Below are 18294 nucleotides of genomic sequence, written 5' to 3'. Positions count from 1 at the left end.
AAAGAGTCCATGAAAAAGCAAAAAGAAGAAGCACAGGGTTTGGATGATTCCAAGCGCCAGGCCATAGACCAGGCAATGACCCAAATCGAAAAACAATTCGGTAAGGGATCCATTATGCGCTTGGGAGCTGCATCTGCAGCTACAGTTGCCCCTGTTATTCCTACAGGATCCCTGGATTTGGATATCGCATTAGGGATCGGTGGTTATCCATTAGGAAGGATTGTAGAGATCTACGGTCCAGAGTCTTCCGGAAAGACCACTCTTACACTTTCGGCAATTGCAGAATGCCAAAAAAGAGGCGGAGTTGCAGCGTTTATAGATGCAGAACACGCATTGGATCCTGCTTACGCTAAAAAGTTAGGAGTCAACTTAGAGGAACTATTAGTTTCTCAACCGGACAACGGAGAAGAAGCATTAGAAATTTGTGAATCTCTAGTTCGAAGTAACGCGATCGATATCGTGGTTTTAGACTCGGTCGCTGCGTTGGTTCCTAAGGCAGAGATCGAAGGCGATATGGGAGATTCTCATATGGGTCTGCAAGCGAGACTTATGTCCCAAGCACTTCGTAAACTGACTGGAACCATTTCTAAGTCAAAGACTGTCGTTATCTTCATCAACCAGATACGTATGAAGATAGGTGTTATGTTCGGTTCTCCTGAAACAACAACCGGTGGAAACGCATTAAAGTTTTATAGTACGGTTCGTTTAGACATCCGTAAGATAGAGACACTTAAAGAGAAGGAAGAAGCCACTGGGAATAGAGTGCGTGTAAAAGTTGTAAAAAACAAAATGGCACCACCTTTCCGTCAGGCGGAATTCGACATAATCTTTAACACAGGGATCAGCCGAGAAAGTTCTCTCGTTGACTTAGGGGTAAAACACGACATTATTAGCAAATCCGGAGCCTGGTATTCCTATAATACGGAAAAGATAGGCCAAGGAAAAGAAGCAGCTAAAGAATATCTGAAATCAAATCCAGAGATCGCCTTCCAAGTAGAAAATATGGTAAGAGATCTGAACGGATTACCCCCTTTAGCACCTGACGGCAAACTACCGCCTGCTCAGCCGTCCGAAGAAGCCCAAAAAGCAGCAGGCTAATATTACTACTGGCTTTCTTTTTAGAAACCATTGACCGCCGGATGAAATCTCATCCGGCGTTTTTTTATTCCAAGCCTAGTCCCGATTTTTAGGATTGTTTCAAACGCTAGTCAAAAGGAAGATCCATGTCAGAGATAAGCATCATCGGAGCAGGCGGATTTACAGGAAAAGAATTATTAGGATTACTCGCCCGCCATCCAAAATACAAAGCGGTGCATGTTACTAGCGATAAACTCGCTGGCAAATCTCTTTCCGAAGTTTTTCCGGATCTAATCTCTCCTAAAGATCTAGTTTTCAAAAAACATGAGGACGAGGTCCCCAAAGGATCTCTCGTAGTACTTGCAGTTCCTAACGATGCTTCCCTAGAATTAGCTCCCAAGTTTTTGGACAAAGGTCATAAGGTAATCGATCTTTCCGGAGTATACCGTCTTCATAACCAAGAAAAATTCGAAACCAATTATAAATTAAAACATACCAGCTTCTCTTTAACGGATAAGGCAGTATTCGGTATTCCGGAAATATTCAGGGACAAACTGAAAGGTGCAGACTTTGTTTCCAATCCTGGATGTTTCTCCACTTCTGTGATCTTAGCTCTATATCTTTTAGGAAATCTCAGAAAAGAGATCAAACCTAGGATCGTAGCGGACTGTAAATCAGGGATCAGCGGCGCAGGAGGAAGAGTAGAAGACGGGGGATTTTCATTCAACGGTGTGTATGAAAACTTCAGAGCTTATAAAATTCTGAGCCACCAGCATGAGCCCGAGATACAAGAATATTGTTTTGCAGGATCGGGACTTTCCGAACCTGAAATTTTATTCGTACCTCATTTACTTCCGGTGTATAGAGGGATCTTATCCACGATCTATCTGGAGGCAAATTCAGAAAATCTGCCTTTCTTAGAAACTCTGCTGGAAAATTCCAAATCGGAGCCGTTTGTCCGGATCAGAAAAACTCCGGAAGAGATCGATCTAGCGAAAGTGCAACATACAAATTTCTTGGATATAAGCCTTAGACAAAGAGGCAAAAATATCACGATCGTTTCCGCTTTGGATAATCTAATGAAGGGAGCGGCCAGCCAGGCATTACAGAATATAAATTTAATGTTGAACGAGTCGGAAACTCTGGGTCTGCTTTCCTAATCCCTATGGAAAAAAGAAGCATCTATCATCTGGTCAGGGACTCTTGTATCCATTACAAAGACAGGCCCTTCCAATGGATCTGGGATGAAAAATTAAAATCATTCTCCGGGATCTCGTATTCGGAATGGTTTTTGAATCTGGAAAATCTTTCCGGTTTTTTCAGACAGAAAAATCTGAACAAAGGAGATAAGGTAGGCTTATTCTGTGATAATAGGACAGAATGGGCATTATGCTCCTTCTCCGTAATGTGTTCAGGTGGAGCGGATGTTCCAAGAGGATGTGATGCAAGCGAAGAAGAGATATTTTATATCTTAGATCATACAGAATCCAAGATCACATTTATAGAAAAAGAACAGGTCCTGGTCAAGCTGGGAAATATCCTAAACAGATTAAAACATCTAGAAACCGTAATACTCATAGAGTCTGAAGAGAACTTTGCCTCTTTGGCAAAACTAAAAGCGGCTTATCCTAAAATCGAATTCATAGACCTAGAAACTGCGATCTCTCAGGGACGAACCTGGGTGGAGAAGAAAGGAAAGTCCCTTTTACATTCCATCGGAGAATCCTTAACAGAGAATGATATAGCGACGATCATCTATACTTCCGGGACCACCGGAGTTCCAAAAGGTGTGGTCTTAAAACATAGATCCTTTACCTGGACGATCGATCAGTTGCAACAATTTGTACCTGCAAATTATTCCGACAGAGTTGTGGTCTTCCTTCCTCCTTGGCATATCGCGGAAAGGATTTTAGAAACGGCACTTCTTTCCTGGGGGGCCTCACTCGCCTGCTCCAATGTTTCTCAGCTCACTCGTGATTTCGAGATCATTAAACCTACAGTTCTTGTTTCCGTTCCGAGAGTTTGGGAAGCGTTGTATCGAAGGATCTGGGACAAGGTTTCTAAATCTTCTCCGCTCAAACTTGCCGTTTTTAAAACCGCGGTTCGGATCGCAGAGACTTATAACTCTCTATTAGATACTGTCACCGGAAATTATTCGGAAACGGAAGAATCGAATAAAGAGGAGATATTAACAGACACAGTGGTTTCTACCCTACTTCTTCCTATATTCTATTCTTTGAATATTCTAGCTCAGAAGGTTCTTGCGCCTGTGAGAGCGTTATTCGGTGGACAACTTAAGTTTGCATTCTGCGGCGCAGGAGCAATGCCTCCTAAGATCCAATTTTTCTTTCGCTCTATGGGAGTTCCGATTATAGAAACATACGGAATGACCGAGACTACAGGGATGGGAGCCTTGGGAAGTTTCCCGATCCCCAAAACAGGATCGATAGGACCTGTGTTTCCAGGGGCACATATCAAATTAGTAAATGAGCAAAATATTGTGGTTTCCAAACCGGGAGACAAAGGGATCGCCTGGCATAAGGGTCCGCATGTAACCGCAGGCTATTATAAAAATGCGGAACTCACTGGGTCCAACTTTTCGGATGGATGGTTTAACTCAGGAGACTTGTTCGTTTGGACTAAAACGGGCGAGTTAAAATTTGCAGGTAGAGCAAAGGATACGATCGTTCTTTCTTCCGGAGAGAATGTGGAGCCTGAACCTATAGAAGGAAAAATTTTAGAGACCGGCTGGGTATTGACTGCGGTGGTAATTGGCCAGGACCAAAAGTTTTTGGCAGTATTGATCGTTCCGGATTTTGCCAAACTCAGAGATCATTTTTCCTCCCAGGGTGTTCGTCTGCCAAATGACAATTCAGCCCTAGTCCAAGACCCAAGGATACTGAAGTTTTATAAGGATCTGATCAAAAATACCATCTCCGAAAAGAACGGATTTAAAAACTTCGAAAAAATTAACGAGTTTCGTCTTTTAGACAAGGAGTTCGAAAAAGGAAAAGAACTCACCGAAACCATGAAAGTAAAAAGAAATAAGGTTGCAGAACTCTATGCGCATCTGATAAAAACGATCTTTCTTTAATCAGATGAGCGACCTTAAAATCCAGGATATCCTTTTCTGCGCGGCTTTCGCGGGAGAAATCGACAAATTAAAATCGGATCCCAAGATCCATACCTTCGAAGCCGGCATTGGAGAATTGGAAGCAGCAATCAATCTCCAGAAATATCTTTCAGATCCTTCTACCTGGAAACCTAAGGCGATTTTTGGGATTGGCTCCGCCGGTGTTTATAACTGGATCCCCCGAAAAGATTGGGAAGGTAAATTCGGGATTTCAAAAGTATTCGCAAATTACCAAATCGCATTCTTAGACAAAAAGATCAGACTACCTGAAAGTATGACCTTTAAATATGAATTCCCAAATTTACAATTCCCATTTGACGGGAATGATTTTGTGGAATCCGCAACCAACGGAACAGGTTCGGTCACATTAGAGGATTTGAGCCCGCGCGCATTGGAAAGGATCAAGGGAGAAAGTTTAGGCTTCGAAAATATGGAAGCGTTCGGTCTTGCAAAAGTATGCAATCTGTTTAATATTCCTTTCGGTACCATATTCGCGCTTACGAACAAAGTAGGACCGAAAGGAAGTGAAGAATGGAAACTTTCCTGGAGAAAACATTCCGACAGACTCCAGGAAAAGATCCTAAGCTATCTCTAATTATTTTTCGGAAGGGAAGAATAGTTTACGGATATCACCGATCGCGGCTTCCGTTTCCAATTCTCCTTTCTTAATGATTTCCTTATACTTTCCGAAATCCGTAAATGCGAATTCTTCTATATGCAAATTGATAAAAAGATCCATTTTTTCTTTTCTTAATTTAGTGATCTCTCTTCCCTCTAAGGTAATCGCTCTTGCCATGATCTTTAAAATAGGAGGATAAGTAATATCTTCCCATAAATTTTTGAAGAATGATTTTCCGGTTACCTTTCTATCTTCTAAAAGTCTGACGATCCCTTCGTCTCTGAGAGGAGAAACGTTCACGGATAAGATCACATCTGCACCTTTTCTGCGGATCAGGTTTTCCGGAACATTATTGATCACCCCTCCATCTATCAAAAGATGATCTCCTTTGAATACAGGCGGGAACATACCAGGCAGACTCATTGCAGCTGCAAGTGCTTCCCAGATAGGTCCTTGGTCCATTACATATTCTTGTCCGCTATGAAGATCCACTGCGGAAGTTGCGAACGGGATCTTTAGATCTTCTATCAATTGAGTGCCGAATGCATCCTTTAACATTCTGAGCATTCTTTTTCCTTTGAAGAAGGAGATAAGCGGGATGGTAGGATCGAACGGTTTTTCTATTCCACCGAAAAACTTACCGATCATTTTGAAGATAGAATCAGTATTTTCTCCTCTTGCATAAAGCGCACCGATCACTGCACCGAAAGAAGAACCGCTTACAAAATCAAAACGGATCCCTTCTCTTTCTAAAACTTTTAGAAGACCGACATGAGCAAGTGCTCTTGCTCCTCCTCCACCCAGCGCAAGTCCTCTTGTCCTTGAAACCAAATATCTTGCGAATGTTTCACCCTTATAAAATACTTTTTGGTTGGCGGATTCTTCATGTTTTCTTAATCCGTTTTCGGAAACTATGATACGGGAAGTCCTTCCGGAAAAATTCCGTATCCTTGGTTCCCAATAGCCTAAGATCTCATTTTTCTGTTTCAGATTTCTTTCCGGTTTTTCTTCCCAGAAAACGATCTGGTCGCATTGTTGGACTAGTTTATCCAGCTCGGGTTGGATCTCTGGATTTTTAAAATACAGATGTAGTATGGAAGACTTCTTTCTAAGACCTGCAATCGTACGCACCATCTCGGAAACGGATTTTCCTTTGAATGTATCCATTCTCAAAAGGGAAACATGTCCTTCGTGGGATTTTCTGCCGTTATCTACGATTGATTCTAGATGTACTTTAAAATCTTCTACTTCTTCTATAGGGATATGACATACGAGTCTTCTGGGAGAATGTATTTGGCTGGAAGAATCTTCCATCACTTCTCTCATTCTCATTCCCATCAGTCTCATTAGGTTTTGGGAAAGGACTCTTTCTTTTGCGGCTAGTTTTAGAAAATATTCTCCATCCAGAACATATAATAATGTATCAAGAATTGCGGTAGCCGAGCCTGTATGAGCGGTTCTTGTAAGAACGCTATTCTCCGCGAATACGTCGCCTTCTCCCAAGTAACGAACCGTTTTACCCGCTTCTCCTAAGGTCATCATTACCTCTCCGTGACGGATTATGTAAAGTTCCTTGGAGATCTCTCCCTTATAGTAAATAACAGTATGATTGTGAACGTTCCTCTCTTCTATATGACCGTAAAGTAAGACCAATAATTTTCTCGGGAGACCCTTGAACAAGGGGATAGACGCTAAAAATTGCAACGCTTCCGGAGGTACTATTTTTTTCATGCGGGCAAAATCCTAACCTGGGAAATTTATTTTGTAAAGCGGAACTAGATTCTTCCGGTATTAGCCGACGGACCGATTAGTAGGAAATCCTCTTGATTTTTGGTCTATCGCGTAAATTCTAGCTCCGATGAAGTTAGAATCGGCCAAAGTGGTTGAGATATTCAGAAATTCCGTCACGGACTGGCATAAAGCGGAAGAACTTTCTCCGAATCCATTCCCTAAGTCCTCCCTAGAGTTCCTATTTTACCAAAAAAACCAAATAGATACCATCCAATGGCATGTAGAGGACGAGATCAGAAGGCCTGACCTTCCTGATAAGGAGCTAGTCCAGTTCAAAAGAAAAATAGACGCTTTGAACCAGGAAAGGACTGACCTTGTAGAGCAGATCGACGACCAGATCTCCGCGATGTACAAGTCTGTGGAAAGAAAGCCGAATGCCAGAATGAACTCGGAAACCCCGGCTTGGCTGATAGACAGGATGAGCATCCTGGAACTCAAAATTTATCATATGAAAGAACAAACGGAAAGAAAGGATGTGAGCCCTGATCATATCATTACCTGCCAAAACAAACTGAATGTTTTACTGGAACAAAGAACCGATCTTTCCAAATGTCTGGATGAACTTCTGGACGATTTATCTAAAGGAGATAAATTCTATAAGGTGTATAGGCAGATGAAAATGTATAACGACAAAAATCTGAACCCTTCCTTATATACAAAACAAGCATGAATCTTTTGGTGCTAAGATTCTCAGCGATGGGAGATGTCGCCTTGATGGCCCCGGCATTGATCGCCGTAGCCGCCAAGTATACGAATATACAAATCACTGTCGTTACAAGAGGGAACTATGCTCCCTTCTTTTATAATATCCCGAACGTCCATGTGATCGGGATCAATCTTAAAAAGTATAAAGGCCTCTCAGGCTTATATCGTTTATTCAAAGAATTGAATAAACTAGGTCCTTACGAAAAGATCGTAGATCTCCATTCCAGCGTTAGATCCCGTTTTATCAGTTTTTTCTTTTGGATAAGAGGAATTTCAGTCTTCAGGATCATTAAAGGAAGAAGGGAAAAGATGCGCCAGATCCGTAAGACACGTAAAGTTTTGCGTAAACTTCCCCACACAGTGGACAGATATCTGAAAGTTTTCGAAAAAGCCGGATTTCCTGCAACTGTCCGTAAAGGACCTTGGATCAACGTGGACCCTGAGTCCAAAATTTATGCAAAAGACTTCCTTCTTGCCAGAAAGATAGATAAAAAAGAAGGACTATGGGTGGGATATGCACCTTTTGCAGGCCATAAACTGAAAGAATGGCCTATGGAAAAAAGTCTGGGACTTCTCAAACTATTAAAAGAAGAATTCCCTAATATTAGAATTTTCTTATTCGGTTCCTCCCAAGAAGCGGTCCAAATGGAAGAATGGAGAAATGGGGACCAGTCCATGACGATCGTTTCCGGCGGTAAACTAGGAATACGAGGCGAATTAGGGATCATGGAAAGAATGGATGTAATTATCGGAATGGATTCTTCCAATATCCATATTGCGGCACTTCTGAAACGTCCTGTGATCGCCTTATTCGGTACCACTCACCCTCTTTCCGGATTTGCACCTTTTGGTCAGGAAGACACTGGAGTTTTACAAATAGACGATCTGCCTTGCAGACCATGTAGTATTTACGGAAATACTACATGTTATCGAAAAGACTTTGCCTGTATGGAAAGAATTACTCCGGAAGACGTGATCAAACGTATCAACGTCATCAAAAATATTAATACACTTTTCTGATCAGCCCATGATCCCAAAAGGATCCAATGAGAAGATCGTATTTAGTATGGATCTTTTCTTCTTTTTATTCTTTTGATCGGCGACTGATCTATATACTTCTTCCATTCTATCCACGCATGCTTTCATTTCATGGCTTTGTGAGATCTTTAAGGATTCTTTGGAGAAGGAAGCATACATGGCCGGATCTTCTAAAATACGAACTGTTTTCTCTGCGATATCTCTTACATCGAATGGTTTTGCGATAAATCCGTTTACTCCGTCATGAACGAGTTCCGGGATCGCAAATGAATCCACGCCCACTGCAGGAAGACCGCAGGCCACAGATTCCAAGATCACAAGTCCTTGGGTTTCCATGGTAGAAGCAGTCAAGAATAGATCGTAATTCGGGTAATGATTCGGAAGTTCCGCCCTATCTATAAAACCGGTAAACGTAATTGCTTGGTCTATACCCAACTTTTGGGCCTGAACCTTTAGAGATGCCAAAGCAGGTCCATCTCCAATGATCGTCAGAGTAGCCGACGGGATCTTCTCTATGATCAATTTGAAAGAGTTTATGATCACATCACAATTTTTCTCGTAGGAGATCCTGCCAACATGCAGAAGTTTAGGGCTTTCCGAAAGTGTTTTAGGGCTTCCTTTAAACTGAGAAAGATCCAATCCGTTAGAGATAACCGCCACAGGTTTCTTTAATCCGAACTCTTCTAACTGTTTTTTGATCAGATGAGAAGGAGAAATGATCAGATCACAGCGGTCGTATAAATTATTCGTAATTTTCAGAATGATCTTTTTACGGATATTGAACTTGTCGAATTTTTCAAATTTCACTAAGTCCTTTATCTTGATCTTCTTATTCAACTTTCCAATTCTCATGAAAAGTTTATCCAGTTTAAGAAGGCGGTAAAAAGAAAGATACATATCCTGTTCGGACATCAATGTATGATAGGTCCCTATACTCGGGATCCCGTATTTTTCGGTGGCATTGATCCCATAGACTCCCATGAGCCCAGGAGTGTGGATATGCACCAGATCAGGCTGGAATTCCTTGATCGCTCTTTTGATCTTAGAAGGAGAAGGTAAAACTACTTTAATATCAGGGTAACTAGGCAGGTATCCGCTTCTGAATCTTTCCAGGCGGATATGATCCCCCATTCTATCGAAGTCACCTTCTCCATAACGTGGACAACAAATTAAAAATTCATGTCCTCTTTCGGCGAGGGCTTCCGCAAAATTTCTCATTGAAATAGCGACCCCGTCTATTTTGGGTAAAAAGGTGTCCGAAAAATAAAGAATCTTCATCTAGGTTCCTAATGCGGAACCAATCTCCTCCATAATATGGATTTTACCACTCCATTACAGAAATCTATGTGAAAAATAATCGAATTTACAAAGAATAGATCGGTGAGATTATTTCCAGAATCCAGATGAACGAGTTTTTAAAAAAAGCGCATCTATTCTGTTTACTCGCAACCATTCCTTCGATCGGAATTTCGGTCAGTCTCAGCCAGGGATTTCTGGTGCTTTCCTTTTTTTTCGGACTAGCGGACCAATTGAGATCCGGAAATTGGAAGGAGATCCTACCGAACCATCCCGTTTCTAAAATTTCCATTTCTCTTTTTCTATGGTATGGGATCGTATTTTTGGTCCATCTCGTTTTCGACAATTCCACTGGATACACAAAGGCAGCTTGGAATGGAGAACTCAAAGACTTCTTCCTATTTTTTGGATTACTCTCCGTAGGATTTACTACAAAGGAAGATTTGCCTAAGATATATCGTGCACTCTTTTGGCTTTTTTTGATCCTAGTATTTACTGGAGTTGCAGGAGGTTTCACTCCAGTCCGGCTCTCCAGGCTGATCAGCGATCTGTACAAAACTTCCAGCAGTTATAGATTCACTCATCCATTAGGTTCACTTTCTTCTATTCCTCTTTATATCTCCATAGGTTTGATGAACACTCATTTGACCTTCGGTGGATTATTACAATTTTTCTCCGCATTTGTGGTGTTCGGTTTTTTAAGAACTTTGATCCAAGGCGATAAAAAGAGGATACTGATAGCAGGAATCCTGCTCTTTTTATACTGCCTAGTATTTTTACTGAACCAAGCAAGATCCAGTATGATCGGAGCCGGAGTGAGTATCTTTTTTGCGGGAGTCCATTTATTCTTCATCAGAAAAGAATTTTCAAGATCCTTTTTGGTCAAGGGAGCTTCCCTCTTTTTAGGACTTTTGTTTTTAATAGGACTGATTCTCGCATTTAGTCCTGCGGGTAAAAAAGTAATCGGTCCGCTTTTCGGAAAAGAAAAACATACCGATTCCGGAAGAACATTTATTTGGGATTCTAGTTTTCCACTCATTCAGGAGCATCCAATTATAGGAGTTGGCCCCGGGAATTATAATAAAGAAATAGAGAAGGTACGGATCGCTCATTCGGAAGAATATTCCGAACTTGCTTATTTCTACGAAGTCACACAAAGGGGACATGCTCATAACGATTATTTCCATCTGGCTTCCGTGTTTGGGATCCCTGCCGTTTTGATCTATTTAGGACTGGGAGCGATCCTGATCGCATATCTATTTCAATCTAAGCAAGATTTTCAGATCATATTATTCTTTTATGGACTCATCGGATTTTTTGTCTCAGGTTTGTTCCAATGTTATTTCCAGGATGACGAGGTGGTGATCCTATTCTGGATCTTATTAGGTCTTTTCATAAAAGGAGAAGTCCTACTATCAAAGAGAGATAACGCATAAGTTTTTCCTTCTTTGATCCGGAAGTCCTTGCTCTGCAAAAAAATCCAGATCCGATTTTGAATACCGTTCTGGAAAATTAGAACTTTCTCTTGAATTATAAACTGCAAATAGGATCTGTTCCGGCCAGTTTAGATTATAGTTAATAGTTTTATAACAGAAGTACAAACCGAAATTTTCATATTCCACTAGGACCACTGCAGAATTAGAACTTATATTCTCCGAAAGATAATACACTCCTTCTTCCAACGAAATTCCTAATTTTTTAGGAAGTTTTCCTCTGTCTAAGATCCAAACATTCTGGGGAACATTTTCGGAGATAAGTCCTCTTAGTTCGGATTCATTCGGAAAAATCCAGGCTCCTGCTGTTCCCAAAAATTGAGACGGTCTTAGGAAATGAGAAGGTCGTCCGATCGCAGAATGGAATTCTTCCATCAAATCCGATTTTGGAAGGGAAAATCCAAACCTTCCAGATCTGGAAAATTGACGAATTCCTAAGTCTTCCGTTCCTTCTTTCGGAAATTCATTTTTGCCTCCAAAATGACGAGAGCTGATCGATAGATAATCCGTTACCGATTTACATGACTCTTCTTTCCATCTGTACAAATTGTACCAATGAAACCAAATAAATCCAATTTCCAAAAATGAATCCTCAGGTTGTGTTCCTGATCTGCAAATTTGATCATTCTCCGAATCGAAAGAATGCTCGTGAACCGGCAATTCAGATACAGAAACATTCACAGTTTTGGATTTACTTTTAATATTCTCCCATTCCTCCTGAAATTCTTTAGAGACTCTTTCATTTCTAATTCGAATAAAAATCTCCCTGTTAGAGTCTCTTGCGCTCAGGGAATAATTATAAGAACCTGTTAGAACTTCCGAATCGTCTAAGATCATAGTTTTATGATGAAGAAGTCCCCCTTTACCGATTGTTGGATCGTCTAAAATATCCTCATTTCCATCTTCTAAGATCTCTATTCCAGGAAGACCCGAAAGAATTTCTCCTTCAGGATCTACAGGGCGGTTATAGATCCCTCCGATCGATCCATGATCTACGCGGGTAAATCCTGAACTCAAAATCGGATCATAATGATCAAAGATCAGATATCGAATAGAATGTTTAGAAGAAAGAACTGAATCAAAAAGTCGATTCTGGATCAGATTTCCTTCCATAGGAGAATTCCAGAATTCTAATCCTGCAATTTTCAAAACGGGAAAGGGATATTCTTCTTTTAGAAAAGAATGAAATTTCCCCCATTCACTCCGATCCATTTTGAATTCCAGATATCCGTTATGATCCTGTTCCAAACCGTAATAAGTAAAATTACCTGTTCCTATAAATACCAATGACCGGTCGGAAACCAAAACCTTGGTATGCTGTAGCCCGGTTCCTTTCCAATATTTCAAAAAAGGTAGAAGAGAAACCGGATATGTTTTTCCCAATTCGCCCATGAGTTCCAAACGAACCCCTCTTCGGTTTGCTTGGATAAGTTCCGCTTCTATCTCCGGATCATCGAAAGAGTATATATGCATGTAGATGGATACTTCGGTATCTCGAATGATCCGCAGGATCTCATCTCTTACATTTCTCTTTTTGCCGATCGGAACAAATCTCCCTGGATAAGAAAAGAATACCTGAGGATAGAATTCATCTTCCCAGAAAATAGAAACATCTTCTTCCGTTTTTTCGCAGGAGTAAAAACAAAGAAGCGAGAGTAAGAGCAAAAACTTCTTCATTTCCAAACTCCCACTATACGAAAGAGCATGTACCATTGTTTCAGTCCCGTTGTTTCGTCTGATTCAAAACCTCCTAGATCCAATTCGATCTTTGCGGAATTATCTTCCGAAGGAGACCAGGAAATACTTACACCCGCTTCTCTTAGAAATTTGTTTTGTATATTTTTAGAAGAAATTGTCCAAAGGCCTGAAGAAGAATTCTCTTCTTTCAAAAAACCGATATAGGTAAAATGTATCCCAGTAGAAATTCCGGAAAACTTTCCTTCCGCTTTCCAGCCTAATAAGTTTGCAGGTCTTTTACCTGGAAAATTAGTTTCTTCTCTCTCTAAACCTTGATCTGTGATCCAAGCAGATGGATAAAATCCCCAAACTTGTTGTAAGATCGGATTTGCAATGGGAGAAGCTCCCATTCCTACAAAACCTAGTTCTAAAACTTCTCCTTGAGAAGATCTTTTCTCTCTATCAGGCAAAAATCCAAAAATCGAGATTTTTCCGTGCGTATTATAAAAACCTAAATCGAATCTGAGGGCCTCACCACTGATCGGTATAGATCTTTCAAAGCGGGAAGGATGGTATCCTGTTTTATCGATCCCTCTGGAAAGAAATAAGTCTCCCGAAATATAAAAGTATCTCCAGAGAAATCCTAAACCAAGTCTCCATTCTACTAAATAATCTCTGTCTCCTTCTATACTTTCCGATTTGGATTCCTTCGTATCTGAACCGAATTTTCCCCAATCCCCCAAGGACAGGTAACGCACTCTGAATCTGTATACAAGACGATCTTCTTTGTATCCAGTTAGGCTGATCCCGGCCCTATATCTGGATTGTGAGTTTAATGAATAATCCTTTTCGGAAACTAATTCTTCCCTTGCAGATTTAGGAAGAAATGACTCTCTTCCCTGTAATTTCAACCATTGGTTTTCCAATAATGGAAATCCTCTGTATAGATCCAAAATATCGAATCTAATCTTGATCCGATCCAATTCTGTTTCCGCAAATAGACCTTCCACTCCGTCTTTCCAAAAGGACCAGGCTGGAAATTCTTCCGGGTCCGATTTTCTTCCCGCTCCCCATAAAAGTCCTTTGTAAAGGATCCCAAAATAAGAGTTTCTTCCGGGCAGGAAGAATGTCCCGGAATTTGGAGTGGTAACCAGATACCATTCTAAGTCCGACCTAAACTGTTCTGTAGACTTCTCGAATTTGAAACCGAATACAGCAGGTGAAGCTAACGCAAAAATTCTGGAACTTTCTTTTTCATCCGATATCCTTCCTTGGGTCCTAAACAAGATCCATTGGAAATAAATCTCCAAAGAAGGATTCTTAATTTCTTCTGAAGATATAATATGGGCATACAAAAGCAGAAATAAGAAGAAGATTTTTTTCATGAGTAAGCTTCTTATTCCAAAAATCCAGGATGAGCATCCGTGAAAGAACAACTCGGATCTCTAAACGGCCTGCCCTCATAGAGGCTTGCAAACCAAGCTCTAACGCCGGATCCTGATTTGGAATATGCGGATTTTCGAATTTTATTTCTGGTATCGTTTACACCTGGACCGGACGAACTGTAGTAAAACTCATCCCAAACTCCTCCAGTATTAGGATCATACACTTTAAGAAGATTCGATCCGGAAGAAGGTAAACTAAAACTTGGATCCTTCCAAAACTCTGTTTGAGGAAAACAAATGGATCTCCCGGAAGAAAGGACGCTCAGACCTTCTTTCTCTAAAGGAAGAATTATAGAAACTACTGTTCCATTTCCTTGGATAATTTCCAAAAAAGCGGAATCAGGAAAACTATCTCCAATCGATACAAATTCCAAAAATCTATCTTTTGAGATCGGATCCGAACCTTGGTAAGAACCCATCCAAGATATTTCTGAAAACTTTACCTCACTAATAGTTTTCGATTTGGAACAAAATTTTATAGCAGCAGATGTCCTTGGATTTTCTAAAGCTATCGCTGACTGAGAAAAAGCGGATTGTGAACTTGCATTTAAATATGAATCGAAGTATGGATGAAGAAACGACTCCCCATTCTCAAAACAAATACTTACAGTTTCTCCATTCGTTTTTTGCAGTACGATTCGATTCGGAATTCCTTTGGAAGTCCTAAAGATCCCGTCCCAGAGAACCTTCTCCTTTCCGTTAGAATTGGATATGGAAACAATATCAGTCGTAGAGGTTGATTTAAAAATAGAAAAGGAATAGGAAGGACTGCCTAATAGAAAAGGAAGGTTCCCTATACTTAGAATTTCTCCCGCTGAAATTTTTTTAGAGATCTTGATCGGGAAAAGATTTTTACCCCAGGAAATTTTTAAAGAAGAAGGATCACAAATTTTGTTTCCAGTATAGATTAGATCTAAGTATTTCCAATCTTCCTGTAAAACACCTTTATGTAATAGACCATTCGGATTCAGTTCTTCTAATACAAAATCGTTCGGATCACAATCCGCCCCGCTCTCCAAGTTTGTAGTCCTATTCTCTCCTGGATCCATACAAAATGGAGAAGAAGTTTTACAGTTAGAGAACGTATTACCTTTCCAAGAATAATAGTTCTCTCCGAATAGATATCCTGTTCCCGGAAGATTGAACTCATATGACTGATCTCCCCGGCTTAGTAAAATTTTTCCGGCCTTCTTCAAATCCCCCCATTTGATCCCGGAAAAAGAAATACTTTCTAAAGAAGCGGAGTCTTCGGAATAGATCCTAGTCTCATAAGGAGAAATAAAACCGGTTGTTTTAGGAAGAGTGACCTTGTTTCCGAATAAATTTAACTCCAAACCTTCTTCGCAGATCGGGAAAGTATGTGGATTATAGACCTCTATCCATCTTCCTAAATTAGAATTCGTTTCTCCGAAAATTTCGGTAATGATCGGAATAGAGGAAGTGCATGTTCCTAAACCGATCCTATTTTTTTCTTGGATCAGATTTCGGATCTCTTTTTCCAGATCGGATGCTTGGAAAGAAAGTCCTAAATAAACCTCAGATCCAATCCAAGGAGGAAGGACTAAAAAATAGGATCCATTCGAAAGACTGAATATACTAAAAGTTTTAAAATGATTTTTGAGATTAAAGTCGGACCTATCCCAAACAGAGTCGCTCGCACTTAAAAACTTTAATTTTGAATCCCCAACAAGTCCAAATTTGGGATCTTTTACCTTCTTCTTAATTCCGGAGAATAGATAGGTCCCTATTCTATATTCGGAATGATCCGAAAGAGTAGAAACAAATTCTGAAATAAGTGATCCTTCTTTCCAAGCGGAAAGAACTCGTATATATTCCGAAATTCCCTCTTCGTGGATGCAGATCCGGATGCTAAAATTCGGATCTTCTCCGGAGATAAAACAAATTCGATCATTCTCTCGGACCAGATCAGAGATAAGTCTAGGATCTTCCGAGTAGTTTGGATCGTATCTGAATTGTACAGACTTTTCCGTTTCTTCCCAGAGTAACTCTGAAGCTGAGTCTTGCTTACAGGAAGCCGAAATAAAAAAGATGATTAGGCTGAAAGCCGATAGTATTGTTCGCATTTTTCCCTCCAGAGCTACTTGTCTGGAGAAAAACTTCTCACTTGCGATTTTTAGGAATTAGTGGAGGAATTTTCCGGAATTACGATTCCGCCAGGACCCGCGGGATTTGCAGTAGAATGGAAATAGTTATAAATTTTCTCTGCGAGCGCTTCTCCAATACCAGGGACTTTCATGAGCTCTGCGATATTTGCATCTTCTATCTTTTTCTGTCCGGAAAATGATTGGAGTAGAAGTTTACTTCTTTTTAAACCTATATCAGGTACTTCTCGAATAAGACCTGTGAGTGCCTCCCTATTTCGTCTAGAACGATGGTGTTCCACTCCGAATCTATGGGCCTCGTCCCTAAGATGGCGTAATAATCTCATTCCGGGAGAATTCATATCAAAACTATAAGGAGAATTTTCTCCGGGAAAATAGATCTCTTCTCTTTTTTTAGCAAGCCCCACCATAGGAAGATTTGCAGCGCCTGCCTCCACAGCAGCCTCGCATGCCTTTCCAAGCTGTGTAGGACCTCCATCAATTACGATCAGATCAGGCATCACTCCATCTTCATTGATGATCCTTTGCAATCTTCTGGAAATCACTTCATGCATCATTCCCGGATCATTAATACCTTCATAACCTCGAATATTATACTTTCGATATCCTTGTTTGAAAGGTTTTCCTTCTACGAACATCACTCCGCTCGCAACCGGGAATGATCCTTGGAAATGGGAAATATCATAACATTCCATGATATGAGGAGGCTCTTTTAACTGGAACATCTCTTGGATCTCTTTAAGAGCCACTGTTTGGTCCTTATAATGAGTGGCGAGAAGTCTCTCAGTCAGTCCAAGTTCCGCGTTTTTTTCCGCGATCTTTAAGAGGGATTTTTTCTCCCCTGCTTTAGGAAATCTTAATTTAGGTCTAAATCCGGTCTTCTCTTGCAGGAAATCGAGCACGGTTTCCCCTTCTTCTTTTAAACCGAAAGGAACTACTATACTTGCAGGGATCATTCCCGCTCCCATATAATAATCTCGGAAGAAGGAGGACAATATTTCCTCTTCCGTTGAATTCTGCACACCTTGCAGAGGAAAAGACTTTTTATTATCCAACAGTCCGCCTCTCACTTCCATTAGAACTACTTGTCCCTCGTCTTCTTTGCGGGCGAATGCGATCACATCCTCATCCCCGCCGTCCATACTCACTACGGTTTGTTTTTGTCTAAAGATCTGAAGTCTTCCTAACATATCCCGATAACGAGCTGCGATCTCAAATTCCATTTTTCCGGAATATTCATCCATTCGTTTGGTGAGTTCGTTCGCTAGGATCTCTTTTTTACCCTCTAAAAATTGGATGATCTGGTTTACAATTACTGCATATTCCTCTTTAGGGACCGTTCCTTGGCAGGGCCCTAAACATCTTCCCATCTGAAAATTCAAACAAGGTCGTTTAGGTTTAGGAAGCGGAAGCTTTTGTCTAACTTTTCGAATTGGAAAAATCCGAAGTATCACATCTAAAATTTCCCGAGTGGTCCTTACATCCGTAAAAGGACCGAAGTATCTATCTCCATTATCTTTTATTTTACGCGTGATAAACACCATAGGATAAGGTTCAGAAAGTGAAACGCATATGTACGGATATTTTTTATCATCCTTTAAACGAACATTGTATCTAGGATTGTGTTTTTTAATGAGTGTAGCTTCTAAAATTAAAGCTTCTTTTTCGGTGGAAGTGGCAAACCAATCCAGATCGAAAATTTCTCTCTGTAAGTATCTGGTTTTAAGATCGGTTTGTTTTTCTTTTAAATAGTTGCGGATCCTCTTATCTAGATTTTTGGCCTTGCCTACATAGATCACCTCTCCTTCCGAATTCTTCCAAAGATAACATCCGGGAGAACCCGTAAGGTTTTTGAGTTTTTCTACAATCAGTGTATGATTGACTATATCCGGCATGG

13 protein-coding genes are annotated in these 18294 nt (G+C 40.5%); 7 read left to right on the top strand and 6 right to left on the bottom strand.

The genetic code is table 11. The features are described from left to right. Positions 1 to 9 precede the first annotated feature (9 nt). From recA to EHR06_RS12775, 4 genes are all read left to right on the top strand, one after another. Positions 10 to 1098: a recombinase RecA gene (recA, locus tag EHR06_RS12790; RefSeq protein WP_135757356.1), complete on the top strand. Its 1089-nt coding sequence runs from the start codon at positions 10 to 12 to the stop codon at positions 1096 to 1098. A gap of 125 nt (positions 1099 to 1223) precedes the next feature. Beyond that, positions 1224 to 2237, top strand: coding sequence for an N-acetyl-gamma-glutamyl-phosphate reductase (gene argC / locus EHR06_RS12785; protein WP_135757355.1), 1014 nt, complete (start codon positions 1224 to 1226; stop codon positions 2235 to 2237). Between the two features lie 5 nt (positions 2238 to 2242). After that, entirely contained in the window at positions 2243 to 4171 is a 1929-nt protein-coding gene (locus EHR06_RS12780; RefSeq protein ID WP_135757354.1) for an AMP-binding protein, read from the top strand. Between the two features lie 4 nt (positions 4172 to 4175). Then, positions 4176 to 4805, top strand: coding sequence for a phosphorylase (locus tag EHR06_RS12775; protein WP_135757353.1), 630 nt, complete (start codon positions 4176 to 4178; stop codon positions 4803 to 4805). On the opposite strand, the gene EHR06_RS12770 is transcribed toward EHR06_RS12775, so the two are convergent. Continuing rightward, positions 4806 to 6560: a patatin-like phospholipase family protein gene (locus tag EHR06_RS12770; protein ID WP_135757352.1), complete on the bottom strand. Its 1755-nt coding sequence runs from the start codon at positions 6558 to 6560 to the stop codon at positions 4806 to 4808. It abuts the gene before it with no gap. A gap of 127 nt (positions 6561 to 6687) precedes the next feature. Between EHR06_RS12770 and EHR06_RS12765 the strand changes: the two genes are divergently transcribed. Together EHR06_RS12765 and EHR06_RS12760 are read left to right on the top strand one after the other, a co-directional pair. Next, entirely contained in the window at positions 6688 to 7290 is a 603-nt protein-coding gene (locus EHR06_RS12765) for a DUF4254 domain-containing protein (protein ID WP_135757351.1), read from the top strand. After that, the gene (locus EHR06_RS12760; protein WP_135757350.1) at positions 7287 to 8345 is read left to right on the top strand and encodes a glycosyltransferase family 9 protein; all 1059 of its coding nucleotides are present in this window, start codon (positions 7287 to 7289) and stop codon (positions 8343 to 8345) included. Before EHR06_RS12765 ends, EHR06_RS12760 begins: the two co-directional genes overlap by 4 nt. On the opposite strand, the gene EHR06_RS12755 is transcribed toward EHR06_RS12760, so the two are convergent. Further along, positions 8346 to 9641, bottom strand: a complete 1296-nt coding sequence (locus EHR06_RS12755) for a glycosyltransferase (RefSeq protein ID WP_135757349.1) — start codon at positions 9639 to 9641, stop codon at positions 8346 to 8348. Between the two features lie 125 nt (positions 9642 to 9766). Here EHR06_RS12755 and EHR06_RS12750 point away from each other — a divergent pair, with 125 nt between their 5' ends. Beyond that, positions 9767 to 11095 carry an O-antigen ligase family protein gene (locus tag EHR06_RS12750; RefSeq protein WP_135757348.1) on the top strand — a complete coding sequence of 443 codons (1329 nt, stop codon included), beginning with the start codon at positions 9767 to 9769 and terminating at the stop codon, positions 11093 to 11095. On the opposite strand, the gene EHR06_RS12745 is transcribed toward EHR06_RS12750, so the two are convergent. From EHR06_RS12745 to uvrC, 4 genes are read right to left on the bottom strand one after another with little or no spacing between them, the layout of a single operon-like run. Then, positions 11075 to 12829 (bottom strand): phospholipase D-like domain-containing protein, encoded by a 1755-nt coding sequence (locus EHR06_RS12745; protein ID WP_135757347.1) that lies wholly within the window; start codon positions 12827 to 12829, stop codon positions 11075 to 11077. The two genes, EHR06_RS12750 and EHR06_RS12745, sit on opposite strands and share 21 nt — an antisense overlap. Next, the gene (locus tag EHR06_RS12740) at positions 12826 to 14214 is read right to left on the bottom strand and encodes an LA_2168 family protein (RefSeq protein ID WP_135757346.1); all 1389 of its coding nucleotides are present in this window, start codon (positions 14212 to 14214) and stop codon (positions 12826 to 12828) included. Before EHR06_RS12740 ends, EHR06_RS12745 begins: the two co-directional genes overlap by 4 nt. 11 nt (positions 14215 to 14225) lie before the next feature. Next, positions 14226 to 16358 carry an LIC11755 family lipoprotein gene (locus tag EHR06_RS12735; RefSeq protein ID WP_135757345.1) on the bottom strand — a complete coding sequence of 711 codons (2133 nt, stop codon included), beginning with the start codon at positions 16356 to 16358 and terminating at the stop codon, positions 14226 to 14228. A gap of 50 nt (positions 16359 to 16408) precedes the next feature. Next, positions 16409 to 18292, bottom strand: a complete 1884-nt coding sequence (gene uvrC / locus EHR06_RS12730) for an excinuclease ABC subunit UvrC (protein ID WP_135757344.1) — start codon at positions 18290 to 18292, stop codon at positions 16409 to 16411. Positions 18293 to 18294: the final 2 nt, after the last annotated feature.

Origin of the sequence: Leptospira dzoumogneensis, from assembly GCF_004770895.1 — a bacterium.
GTDB classification, from domain to species: domain Bacteria; phylum Spirochaetota; class Leptospiria; order Leptospirales; family Leptospiraceae; genus Leptospira_B; species Leptospira_B dzoumogneensis.
Note: the sequence above shows the minus strand (reverse complement) of the source record. Positions and strands in the feature narration are given on the sequence as shown.